At 40.4% G+C, this 12,500-nt stretch carries 8 protein-coding genes; 5 read left to right on the forward strand and 3 right to left on the reverse strand.

Going from position 1 to position 12,500, the window contains the following annotated elements; genetic code table 11:
• Positions 1-290: 290 nt before the first annotated feature.
• A complete protein-coding gene (locus ACZ5XR_RS28480) occupies positions 291-1,409 on the reverse strand; it encodes a maleylacetate reductase (protein ID WP_464502680.1) in 1,119 nt (372 codons plus the stop codon).
• Between the two features lie 330 nt (positions 1,410-1,739).
• Here ACZ5XR_RS28480 and ACZ5XR_RS28485 point away from each other — a divergent pair, with 330 nt between their 5' ends.
• The 4 genes from ACZ5XR_RS28485 to ACZ5XR_RS28500 all read left to right on the forward strand — a co-directional run bounded on the left by ACZ5XR_RS28485 (position 1,740) and on the right by ACZ5XR_RS28500 (position 9,433).
• Entirely contained in the window at positions 1,740-2,819 is a 1,080-nt protein-coding gene (locus ACZ5XR_RS28485) for a GerAB/ArcD/ProY family transporter (protein WP_464502681.1), read from the forward strand.
• Between the two features lie 6 nt (positions 2,820-2,825).
• Positions 2,826-4,256, forward strand: coding sequence for a spore germination protein (locus ACZ5XR_RS28490; protein WP_464502682.1), 1,431 nt, complete (start codon positions 2,826-2,828; stop codon positions 4,254-4,256).
• Positions 4,253-5,407 (forward strand): Ger(x)C family spore germination protein, encoded by a 1,155-nt coding sequence (locus ACZ5XR_RS28495; RefSeq protein WP_464502683.1) that lies wholly within the window; start codon positions 4,253-4,255, stop codon positions 5,405-5,407. The genes ACZ5XR_RS28490 and ACZ5XR_RS28495 overlap by 4 nt, the downstream gene beginning before the upstream one ends.
• Before the next feature lie 393 nt (positions 5,408-5,800).
• Entirely contained in the window at positions 5,801-9,433 is a 3,633-nt protein-coding gene (locus tag ACZ5XR_RS28500) for a S8 family serine peptidase (RefSeq protein WP_464502684.1), read from the forward strand.
• 107 nt (positions 9,434-9,540) lie between these two features.
• On the opposite strand, the gene ACZ5XR_RS28505 is transcribed toward ACZ5XR_RS28500, so the two are convergent.
• A complete protein-coding gene (locus ACZ5XR_RS28505) occupies positions 9,541-10,467 on the reverse strand; it encodes a LysR family transcriptional regulator (protein ID WP_464502685.1) in 927 nt (308 codons plus the stop codon).
• Between the two features lie 330 nt (positions 10,468-10,797).
• Between ACZ5XR_RS28505 and ACZ5XR_RS28510 the strand changes: the two genes are divergently transcribed.
• A complete protein-coding gene (locus tag ACZ5XR_RS28510; protein WP_464502686.1) occupies positions 10,798-11,118 on the forward strand; it encodes a winged helix-turn-helix transcriptional regulator in 321 nt (106 codons plus the stop codon).
• Between the two features lie 141 nt (positions 11,119-11,259).
• Here the strand turns inward: ACZ5XR_RS28510 and fabF are convergent, their stop codons facing one another.
• Entirely contained in the window at positions 11,260-12,495 is a 1,236-nt protein-coding gene (gene fabF, locus ACZ5XR_RS28515) for a beta-ketoacyl-ACP synthase II (protein WP_464502687.1), read from the reverse strand.
• Positions 12,496-12,500: the final 5 nt, after the last annotated feature.

Consider the following 12,500-nt stretch of genomic DNA (forward strand, 5'->3'; position numbering starts at 1 on the left):
CTTGCTCCTTATATTAGAGTCATAGTTATTTGGACACACTTTTTACATTTTTCGATCCCTAGTAAAGGCTATTTAACAACTAAATAAAAATTTTAAATTATCTTTATTCATATCATAAAAAAAATTAGACAAAATGCACCTGCCACTAACATATTATTTTCCTCATCCAATTTTTATAGCATTTCCTTAACCTACTCCTATACTAAACAAACGGAAGCCACTCGCACCACAAATAAGTTTTGCCAGTTTATGGGCAAATATTATATTTTGGAATGAATCCCCGATAAATTTTAGAATGGCAGATCCAACATCCAATGATCTGCCATAACTCGAAATTCCATTCCTTTAGGAGGACGTTCACCACTAAATGCACAATCTAGTAATTGTTTAATGGACTGTTTTGTAATTGACCTTGGATTATAATAAGGATTGTTTGAAGCAAGCTCTGCAGCTCGATCCAAATCCTGTTCTTTCATCCCAATTTCAGCTAAAGAAGTTGGGGCATTAAGAGATTTACTGAAGTCAAAAAGGAAACCGGCTACATCCTCTTCCTCCGTACCAAGTGCACGTGCCATGATTTTAAGGGCTTTAGGAATATAACTGGCATTGTACCAAACCGCATAAGGTAAAATGACAGTATGGATCTCAGCATGCTGAAGGCCAAAGCTTCCTCCTAATACATGACATAACTTATGATGCAAAGCCATTCCCACAGACCCTAAAACCGTTCCGCTCAGCCAGCAGCCATATAGAGCTTTAGAACGATTATTTAAGTCAATAGGATCTTTCATAATATTGGGTAAACTTGAACGAATTGCCTTTATCCCCTCTTCAGCAAAAAGAGAGATGATCGGATTCACTTTAGGAGCATAAAGCCCTTCAATACTATGTGCCATCGAATTCATTGCACTCAATACAGTTAAACTTTTTGGCAGGGTAATAGTAAGCGTGGGATCATAGATGACAGTTTTCGGCTTGACTTTCAGGTCAGTACCAGTTTTTTTGATCCCATTTTCCGTTATTCCCCACACCGGGGTCATTTCTGATCCAGCGTATGTTGTTGGAACAGCTACAATCGGAAGAGAAGTAGATAAAGCAATCGCTTTTGCTAATCCAATGGAGGAACCCCCTCCTACTGAAACAAGACTATCAACCTTACTTTCCCTCACAACTTTAAGTGCATCCTCTACAACTTCTATAGGCACATGCTGAATCGCTTTTGCATGGATTCCGACACATACGTCCCCAATTAATTCAGCCATTTCAGTTGCCATTTTTTCATGGCCAGGTGTTGATAGGACTAATGCTTTTTTTGCTCCTAAAACAATTAGCTCCGCTCTAACTTCGCCTACCACTCCTAAACCGAAGATAACCCTGGCTGCTTGTGTTTCGTAAACAAAATTTTCCATCTTCAGTTTCTCCTTAGGAAATACAATAAATTGAAAAATTCTATAAGTTTCTCCAATTCATAGAGTTTATTAACTAACTTTATAGTAGCAAGATTCTGATTACTTTTAATCGGCTGCAAAAGGTGGTTTTTCATACAACTTTCTGTCCGAATCAGTCTATTATGGATCCTATAATTATGAAAAAAGGGATTAATATGTACAAAAGTTGGGTATATATACAGTTTTTAGAATTAAAAAATAACTATCTTTTTATATAAGGAATAAAGTGGAAGAATTGAGGAAAATCTATCACTATTAAAACTGTTGCAAGGGAATGAGGATTTGTTAGCAATGAGTTCTACGAAAATTTTTACAAGTACAGCTCTAATGATCGTCATTCTCTCGACTGGGTTGATGAATCATGTTCTCATGATTCCACTAATACTCGATCAAGCAGGAAGAGATGCGTGGATTTCAGTGCTCGTCTCCATTCCGCCCTTTTTATTGTGGCTTGGAGTTTTATACTACATCATGCGAAAAACTAAACAGCAATCGTTGACGTTGTTGATTCAACAGCATTTTGGAAATCTGGCGTTTCTATTGATTGTTATCCCGTTATTGTTTTTCTTGCTGGCAAATTCGTTTATAACGTTGAAAGACACAACCGACTGGATTTCCATCAATTTTTTGAAAGAGACACCGACCTTTGTCATTACATTTTGTACCTTGCTCCTCTGTTCGATTATAGCTCGAGTTGGCATTTCCTCGATTGCCCAAATGTCCGCAGTCCTCCTGCCTGCTGTGGTTTTGTTCGGTTTTTTTGTTATGTTGTCTAACATGCATTACAAGCACTATTCTTGGGTGCTGCCGATGTTGCAAAACGGCTGGGGGCCAATATGGAAAGGTAGTTTGTACTCGGCTGGCGGCTTAGTGGAGATTTTGTTCCTCCTGCTTTTTCAGCAACATATTAAACAAAAGGTGAAATTTAGGCATTTGCTAATACTGGGAATGATCCTTGTTGGGCTTACACTTGGACCGCTTCTCGCTGCTATTGCGGAGTTCGGGCCGCATCTCGCAGTAAAGCAAAGATACCCGGCATATGAGGAATGGCGTTTGGTGGAGATCACAAAGTATATTACACATTTGGACTTTTTAGCATTTTACCAATGGATGTCGGGGGCAGTGATCCGTATTGCTATGTCGTTGTACCTTTGTGTGGATGTGCTGAATTTTAAAAATAAACGGGTGCAGAATGGCTTACTGTGGGTGATCAGTTGTGCTGTGTTGGTCCTTGCTATGGTACCGTTCTCCGATACGGATTTCTACGCACTGTTGAAAAATTATTACATTCCATTATTTCTTCCGGTGGTCGTTCTGATCTCGTTGTTGCTCTTGATCTTCAGCTACAAAATCCAATCCAAAAAAGGGTGAGTCACTATGTCTTTTACATTTCAAGAGCAAGGATTACGCAGCCTGTTTACCTCATGTGCAGATGTGCAAATCCAGACGCATGAATATGGAACAGATCTGCTTGAAGAAAAGGTAGTATTCGTCTTTTGCACCGGACTTGCTGATTGTGAACAAATTAATTACGTGGTGCTTCCACAGTTGGAGCAAAACAAATCCTTGCCATTAGTTCCGGTTTCACTGGAAGGAAGTAGAAAAGAGGTAGAGCAACAGATTGTGACGAATGTTTTTGAGGGCAAACTGTTGCTGCTATTTGAAGGGACAGGCGAGTTGTTCTCGCTGAATATCGCTAAACTTCCCCAGCGCCAGCCGGAAGAATCAACATATGAAGTGTCAGTGAAAGGAGCACGCGACTCGTTTACGGAGTCAGTGGAGACCAATGTTGCTCTGCTTCGGAAGCGGGTACGGAGTACGTCACTGTGCAATGAGTCGTTTGTGCTCGGGAAACGAAGCCAGACCAAAGTCTCCCTAATATACCTTTCCGATGTGCTAAACGAGGAAGTATTGAAAGAGGCACGAAAGCGGTTAAATTCCATTGACGTGGACATTGTCAACGGAGTCTCCCCGCTAGAGGATTTACTTGCCGATTCTCCTTATACGTTGATGCCGTTAATTAACTATAATACACGACCTGACTTTGTGGTGGAATCGTTACAACGGGGGCGGTTTTGCATTTTAATTGATGGTGCTCCTGCCGCTTTAATAGCGCCAGTCAATTTGCAATATTTAATAAAATCTGCGGAAGATATGTACTCTCCGTATTATTTTGCAGCGTTTGAGCGGCTGATGAGGTATTTCGGGTTGTTTCTTACTGTGCTCCTGCCAGGATTTGCGCTCGCTCTAGTATCGTATCATCCGGAACATCTTCCATTTCCTCTAATGGCAACAAGTTCGTTAAATAGCTTTGGTGTTCCATTCTCGCCACCTATTGAAGCATTTGCCATGCTCTTTTTGTTTGAACTGTTGCATGAGGCCGGCTTACGATTACCAAAGCCGGTGGGACAAACAGTAGGAGTTGTGGGAGTTTTGATCTGTGGCGATGCAGTTATTCGTGCAGGGCTCACTTCTCCTAACGTCATTGTGGTTACAGCGATAACAATAATGGCGCAGTTTGTGCTAATAAACCAGTCCTTAGGATCAACAATGATTTTTATGAGGACATACGTGATGCTGCTTTCGAGCCTGCTCGGCTTATTCGGGTTTATAATAGCCTATTTTTCTATCCTGCTGTACTTGTCGACGTTAAAATCTTTTGGAATATCGTACCTGTCAGAAATGAACGATCCTCTCGACGTTGAATCGATCAAATCCATCATTCAATTTCCGAAACCTTTTCAACGAACTCCGCCGAAATTTCTTGGGACAAAAAAAACCCAGAAGCAAAGGGAAGATTCAGAATGAAGTGTTCAGTGTGTCGCTTATTGCTCCTGCTTTTCGTTTTACCTAGTTTGACAGGTTGCTGGGATTACAAAGTGTTGCAGGACATGTCTTACATCTCGGCAGTCGGCATTGATTACGTAGATAATCAGTTTGTCATTTATGCGCAGATGGTTGATTTCGGTTCTGTAGGTAAATCTGAAGGTGTCAACCCTGAGGAAGCCGCCTCCAACATAGTGGTAGGCAAATCTAAAGGCTCTTCATACTCGGCAGCGTGGCATAATCTATACAATAGCACACAGCAAAGGACTCATTTTGGGCAAATATCGGCAGTAGTGTTCTCAGAGAAAGCGATGCAAATGCATCTGAATGAAACATTGGATTCGATTGAACGTTTTCACGAGACTCACTATACGCCTTGGATTTATACTACAAAGGAACCGATGGATGATCTATTCACAATCACGCCGATGTTCCCTCAGGGTCCGCTATTGACAATACTGCACTCTCCAGAAAGTCATTACAAACAGCATTCCATAATCCGGCCGCTGAAATTCTTGGAATTTGTAGCACTCTATTCGGAACCAAGTACTTCAATTATAGTACCGACGCTTTCAATCGAAAAAAACAGCTGGAAAAAAAGCAAGGTGAAACTGCCTGAGATGATGGTTAACGGAGCGATAATTTTACATCAAGAAAAGAAACCGCGCTGGGTGTCCAAGGGAGAATTGATGGGGGTACGCTGGTTGGAAAATCAAACGAATAATACCCCACTCATTTTGTTCGATGGCAAAGAGAACATCAAAGCGTTATTGACCTGTAAGGTTACTAATGTAAAAGTGACGCCTGAGTTCTTGGCGATGGGAACCCCAGCGTACAACATGCACATCAAAGTTCACGCTAGTATTACGCAATTGAGCGAACAGACGACAATGAATCAGTTGCAAGCGGAAGCCGTGGCAAAAATCAAAGCGGAGATTCGCAAGACTTATACCGCAGGTCTGAAAAGTAATGTAGACGTGTACCATTTGGAAGAAAAAATGTTTCGCCATCGGTATGCAGACTGGAGGCGGTTGACACATAGAAATTCATTCCCATTAACAAAGAATTCACTGAGAGACATTCAAGTAGATGTTGAGATTTTGAATACTGGGAAGACAAAGTTCAAGGTTTAATCATAATCAAAAGAGATCTTTAGTGATCTCTTTTTTCATTTTTACAATACGGAAGTATTTACATAATATTTTGGTACATAATTACAATTTTAAGTAGCGCACCTTTTAATTAACAGAATTTAAGAAATATATTTATATAATTATTGAATTGGTTTTCATCAAAGCATCTTGATCACACAGACTTCTAACGCTTTTCCTCCTTTGGGCTCCCCATCAGTCGTCTTTTTTGATAACTGAAATGCATCATGATCATAACGAGAATGTCATTTACCCCCAAAAATTATCGCCATATAATTACCTTAGCATTTGGAATAGTCTTAATTATACCAATGTTATTAATAGTTTAGTTTTGCTATCCGTAAATGCAATTCAAATTAGAGGTGATTACATAAGATGAAAAAAAGAAATCAGTGGTTTAAGGGGAGGACCGCAACCTGTATTGTCGCTTCAGCCCTAGTTTTCTCCAGTGCGAGATTTGCTATTGATACTCCCATTGGTTTAGCACAGGGAAACGATTCGGATAATGCGATGACACGTGTTGTGGTCGAAATGGACGGCGCACCCGCCATTCGAACACTACCGAAGTCAGAAAGGATAGGGGCCGCTTCCAAAGCATCTGTAAGTATGTTGAAACAAAATATCCAGAGTTTAAAACTGGCACATGGGAAAGTGTTACAAACAATAAATGATAAAGGGATTCCATTCAAAGAGTCTAACGAATATACGTTTACCTTTAACGGCATTTCATTAAAAGTTCCCAAAAACAAATTGGATGAACTGCGTTCGATTCCCGGCGTAAAAGCAGTGTATCCGGATCAGGAATATCACGCAGACTTAGCCGACAGCGTTCCTTTGATTGGTGCTCCTGACGTTTGGTCCATGCACGACCAAGAAAATCAAGGAGTTACAGGGAAAGGAGAAACGGTCGCTGTGATTGATACTGGTGTGGACTATGATCACCCTGACCTGGGAGGAGGATTCGGACCAGGGCATAAAGTTGTCGGGGGGTATGATTTTGTCAATCATGATAACGACCCAATGGACGACTACGGCCATGGAACCCATGTTGCCGGAATCATTGCGGCTCATGGTAAAGTGACCGGGGTGGCACCTGATGCTTCCATAACAGCCTATAAAGTCCTAGATAATAACGGATCAGGATATACATCCGATATTCTTGCCGGAATAGAAGCCTCTATTTCTCCAGACAATCCAAACCCGGCTGATGTCATTAATATGAGCCTAAGCGGACCTGGTGATGGCAGTGATCCCATCTCCCAAGCCTCCCAAAATGCGGTTGATGCCGGTGTAGTTGTGGTAGCGGCAGCCGGGAATGCAGGCCCTGGATATGGAACAATTGGTGCTCCTGCTATGGCAGAGGGTGTACTTGCTGTCGGCGCTAGTACAAGCGGTATCAAAGTGCCTGACGCGAAAATGGTTGCCCCAGTTGAAGAGAATTTGGCCGTTACCCGCCTTGGGATTTCAGCTAATCCTCCTGAAGGAGCAATTACCAGCGAGCTCGTAGACGTTGGAGAAGGAGGACCGGAAAGCTACGATGGATTAGATGTAAAAGGAAAGATTGTCCTAATTCAATTGCCTCAAGGTGCAACTGTACCGCAAGCTTTTTCAGAAGCGTCTACAGCTCAAGAAAAAGGGGCCGATGCTGTGCTCTTTTACCTGCCTGACCAACCTGGCCCTGTTTTTAAATTAGGAGATACTATACCATCTCAATATACATCCAATTCATCTGAAAAGTTACAAGCTCAAGATCAATTCCAGACAGATTCATCCCTGGACGGTCGGTTGGATACGTTGGCCGCAATGCTAATTACCGGAACAAAAGCTGGGGAATTAAAGTCCTACTTGGCCAAAGGACCCGTTAAAATCACGATTACAGGAAAAGACGCAACGGATCAAATTGCTAACTTTAGTTCCCGTGGTAATTCCGACTTCCGAGCAAAGCCTGATTTAGTCGCTCCGGGTGTTGAAATCAATTCGACTTACATCAAGACACAAGATAATGATACCGGTTACACCAGAATGAGCGGGACAAGCATGGCTGCCCCCCATGTGGCAGGTGCAGCTGCCCTCATAAAACAACTACACCCTTCCTGGAAAGCTAGCGAGATTGCCAGTATTTTAAAAGAATCCGCGAAGCCGCTGGCATCATATGATGTGCTTACACAAGGGGCAGGAAGACTGGATGTAAAGGCTGCAGCGGAAACCAATGTCGTCGCCTCACCTAATGGCTTAAATTTTGGAATAGCTGATTTAAAAGATTCAGAGATTCATAGAAGCGCTTCGTTATCTTTAAACAATCACGGCGAAAAACCGGTTGATATGGATTTCACTGTAAAAGACGATACAAAATCCGGGGCAGCCGTTACAGTAACTCCATCCCATATTCATATTGAACCAGGTCAGCAGGTCAATGTTGATGTGAACATCAACATGAATCGGCCGGATCAGGATACGGTTATTTCCGGATGGATAGAAGGAAATATCCAATCTGGAACAGAATCGCAGCATATGCGTGAGCCATACCAGTTAACTGTAAGGCATCTTCAAATCACTGCATCTCCGGATCCAGTAGCATCCACAGTGAATGAAACGGAGGCCTACATATACAGTCCGGTTGATTTGTCACAAGCTCCAATCGTCACAGTACGAACTCCAAGCGGAAAGACAAATCAAGTGACTTCTGTCTTAGATCATGGTCATTGGTGGCACGTGCCCGTTCAGACTAGCGAAGTGGGAATATATCGGATTGATGCTAACTCTACAGTCAAAAATTCCTCTAGTGAGGAATCTACGATAATAGGCTCTAGTTATGTGGAAAAATTACCAGCCGATAAGGAACACTCTTCCACCTGGAAAGCTGTCGGACCTTACTCTAATGCAGGGCTGATTCATGTTGACCCAAAAAATCCTAAAGTCATGACCGTATTATCAACACTGTCTCCTTCCATTTTCCGGACGGAGGATGGGGCAAAAACTTGGCATGAGCTTCGAAATTTTCCTGTTGCAGGAGGTTGGCCAACTGCAATCGTCGTTGATCCTACGAATGAAAAAAATATATATGTTCCTGTTAAGTCGAGGGATAATGATCCAACGTATATAGGTAAGATATTCGCCAGCAAAGACGGTGGAATAACATGGAACACACTATCTTTTCCTAACATAGAAGTATCTGACTTAGTTATTGATGAGAGCGGACAGAAATTGGTTGCTATTTCCGGCAATGAAGTATTTATCAACTTAGACAGGGGGATGAACTGGGAGAAATTGTCTGGCGATTGGCCATATCTAATTGGCGCATTTCTTCTTAATAACGACCTATACCTTTCAACATACAGTGGTGTTTACGCTGTTAAAGATGTATTTTCTGGTTCGGCTACGCCTGTGAAATTGTTTCAGCCGCATTATAGAGGGATACAGGAAGTAGTAGGCAATCATGATATCCTTATTGCACGTGCTACTTTTGGCGGTGGATTGTATGCGTCCTTAAACCAAGGTAAAGATTGGAATGAACTTACCCACAATCAAGTACCATTTCATGATGTATTTTGCGTTAAGATTCTTGATGGGGGTATTTATGTAGGAACTGGTTATGATGGAATTTGGGTAAGTCACGATTACGGAAAAACATGGGAATCTTGGAAACAACCGCTTCCAGGGTCTAGATCCCTTGATATCGATTTTGCATTAGGAGCAAAATCTTCCCCTAACGGGAATCGCCCATTTTATGTTTCTTCAGATCAGGCAGGAATATATGAAACAGAGGATAAAGGTGAAACATATAAACGGGTCGGTATTCCTGGAGCAACGGTTTATGGCTTGGCTATTTCCCGTAACACCCAAGGATACCAGTTACTTGCCGGAACTGATTCTAACACGTATCGGACAATGTTACCAGATCAAAATAAAGTTGATTCCTCCACTCTCGAATGGGGAGCGGCCCAAGGTGAAGGAATGGCAGGAGAACAAGTGTATCAGGTTGCAACGTCCCCAACTTTGCAAATTTAAAAGAGCTACCTCAGTAGCCCTTAATAAAGCGATTACATATGGAATTAAAGTTCCTCACTCATTCCACTTCATGAATTGGGAAAGGTTTTTTAAAAAGGGAAAATTCTTTAGAAAGAAAGTAAAGTATTTTCAGGATGCACCGTCTCATTCAGTTTTGTTTTTTCCACATGAATAACCAACAAGTCTATAAAACTTCTCGCTGCAGATCCAATGTACTTTTCTTTATGATGGACAATGGCAATTTCATTACAAATAGCTGGGTTTTCAATTTTTATTACTTTAAGGGTTCCATCATTCTCCGAATCGAGAAGTGTTTTGGGAAGAATGGTTGCCCCCATTCCTGCTTTCACTAAACTCAATATAGATTTTACCTCAGTTAATTCGATGATTGGCTCGATTGCAAATCCCACAGATGCAAAGGCAGCATCAATTAATTTTCGGCATTTGTGGTTTATTGGACATAATACAAGAGACAAATCCCTTATCTCTTCCAACTCCACTATATCCCTATCAGCCAATGGATGGTCATCTGAAACTGCCAAATAATATTCTTCAATATATAAAGGGATATTCGTTAACTGACCATTCTCTATAGGCATGACTGACAAAGCTATATCAATTTCATTTCGAAAAACCTTTTCATCAATATTTTCTGACATAAAGATCTTTGTTTGTACTTGGGGCCACTTGCGATGAAGTTCTAAGAAAACAACGGATGCAAGCTGACTTAACTCTTCCGACATTACCCCAATGATAAGTTTTCCTTTTTTTATATTTTGAAGTTCATCTATTTGTTCATAAACACTTTTTATATTGGAGAATATATTTCTAGATTGTTCTCGCAGGATTTCACCAGGTTCCGTGATGGCAATTTTTTTTCCCAAGCGATCAAATAAACGGACTCCTAATTTATCTTCAAGGTCTCTCATTTGACGGCTCAAAGCAGGTTGTGAAATTCCTAATTTTTCTGCTGCTCGTGTGAAATGTAATTCATCACAAATAGCCATAAAGTATTCCAATTCCCTAAATTCCATAATTCCCCTCCTGAATCTAGCCTAATCTAAACATCTATCCTCAACTTTAATAAATTAATAAACAAAGAATCTCGAAATAAAATATTATTAATTTGAAATAATTTCATTATAATTTTTATAGATGTTTTGTCAAACTTAGAATTTAAAGATAAAATGGGGTTTGCAAATTTATTAATAAATTATCTATTGGTTACTTTTTTATACAAAATTCCCTAGTAAAACAATTCTTTAAACTCTTTATACATCAGAGTATTTGAGATATAATAATCAATATACAATTAAAATATTGTTACTTTTAGTATACAATAACATTACTAGGAGGTGGTAATTTTGTTAGAAAATGAAACAAAGGATAAAGTATGTTCAAAAGTCGAAGAATCGTACAATATTATCGGAAAAAAATGGATGGGTTTGATTATCCATACTCTAACGGAAGAACCAAAACGGTTTAGTGAAATCCATGCTTATATTCCTGATTTAAGTAAGAGAATGCTTAACGAACGAATAAAGGAACTTGAGGATTGCGGAATCGTCCTAAGAAATGTTATTACAGACCGCCCGGTGCGGACAGAGTATTCACTCACAAAAAAAGGTACGGAATTAGGTAGAGCTTTAAAGACAGTCGAGGATTGGGCCAACAAATGGCTGTAAAGCGAAACTTCAATTCGTGTGAAACCTTCCTGACTTAACCCTACGTAATTTAGATAACCTCTCCATTTTGGGAGAGGTTATTTCATACTAATTGCCCCTTGGTGCGGCGAAATAAGGATTATTCTTTTTCTTCCGTTCAATCTATTTCGAAAATTTCTTAAATGCCAAAACTGCATTATGTCCGCCAAAACCAAAACCATTAGAAATAGCATAGTTTATTGGCATGTTAACCGCATGGTTTGGAACATAATCTAAATCACATTCTTCATCTGGTGTTTCATAATTTATAGTTGGAGGAGCAATATCTTCCATGATACTTTTGAGGGTTATTACAGCCTCTATCCCACCTGCTGCTCCAAAAAGGTGGCCAGTCATTGATTTAGTGGAACTTACCTTTAAGTTATAAGCATGAGCACCGAAAACACTTTTGATTGCTTTGGTCTCTGATTTATCTCCTTCAGGAGTACTTGTACCATGTGCATTTATATAATCTACATCAGTCAAACGAATATTTCCCATATCTAAAGCCAATTTCATGGCATTTGCGGCCCCATTGTAATCAGGGGAGGTAATATGATAGGCATCTGTCGTAGAACCATAACCTACGATTTCTCCTAAAATTGTCGCACCTCTTTCCTTGGCATGTTCATATTCTTCAAGGAATAAAACACCCGCTCCTTCAGACATGACAAAGCCATCACGTTCTTTGTCAAATGGGCGGCTTGCCTTTTCTGGAAAATCATTAAAAGTGGACATTGCTCTCATTCTTGAGAATCCAGCAAAAGCTAGTGGATTAATAGGAGCTTCAGCCCCTCCGGCTAATATGCCATCTGCATAACCATGTCGAATATTTAAAAAAGCCTCTCCAATTGCTTGATTCCCTGTTGCACAAGCAGAAACAGGTGAAAAGCTTGGCCCTTTAAAACCCGTTTTTATAGATAAAATTCCTGACGCCATATTACTGATCATCATTGGAACCATAAAGGGAGAAACTTTTCTTGGTCCCCTTTCAAGCAAAGCTTTATGATTATCTAATGTTGTATTAATTCCTCCAATACCGGAACCAATATAAACCCCTAATCGCTCCTTGTTAACATTTTGTAAATCTAGATTTGCCTGTTCTAAAGCTTGTTGCGCAGCAGCAACAGCATACTGTATGAATAAGTCATATTTTTCTTTGTCTTTCTTTTCCATATATTGCTCTGCGACAAAATCGGTAATATAACCTGCAATTTTGGTGTTTATATCATTATAGTCATCAGATGTAAGTCTTTTGATGCCTGAATTACCTTCTTTAATGTTCTTCCAGAACGCTTCAATTGTATTTCCTAATGGTGAAACGACTCCATATCCTGTCACGACAACCCTTCGTGCCATCAACA

Source organism: Neobacillus sp. Fa239 (assembly GCF_055395235.1).

Coding starts and splice junctions, on each gene's coding strand:
- ACZ5XR_RS28480 (WP_464502680.1), bottom strand. CDS start 1,409: ATGGAAAATTTTGTTTACGAAACACAAGCAGCCAGGGTTATCTTCGGT.
- ACZ5XR_RS28485 (WP_464502681.1), top strand. CDS start 1,740: ATGAGTTCTACGAAAATTTTTACAAGTACAGCTCTAATGATCGTCATT.
- ACZ5XR_RS28490 (WP_464502682.1), top strand. CDS start 2,826: ATGTCTTTTACATTTCAAGAGCAAGGATTACGCAGCCTGTTTACCTCA.
- ACZ5XR_RS28495 (WP_464502683.1), top strand. CDS start 4,253: ATGAAGTGTTCAGTGTGTCGCTTATTGCTCCTGCTTTTCGTTTTACCT.
- ACZ5XR_RS28500 (WP_464502684.1), top strand. CDS start 5,801: ATGAAAAAAAGAAATCAGTGGTTTAAGGGGAGGACCGCAACCTGTATT.
- ACZ5XR_RS28505 (WP_464502685.1), bottom strand. CDS start 10,467: ATGGAATTTAGGGAATTGGAATACTTTATGGCTATTTGTGATGAATTA.
- fabF (WP_464502687.1), bottom strand. CDS start 12,495: ATGGCACGAAGGGTTGTCGTGACAGGATATGGAGTCGTTTCACCATTA.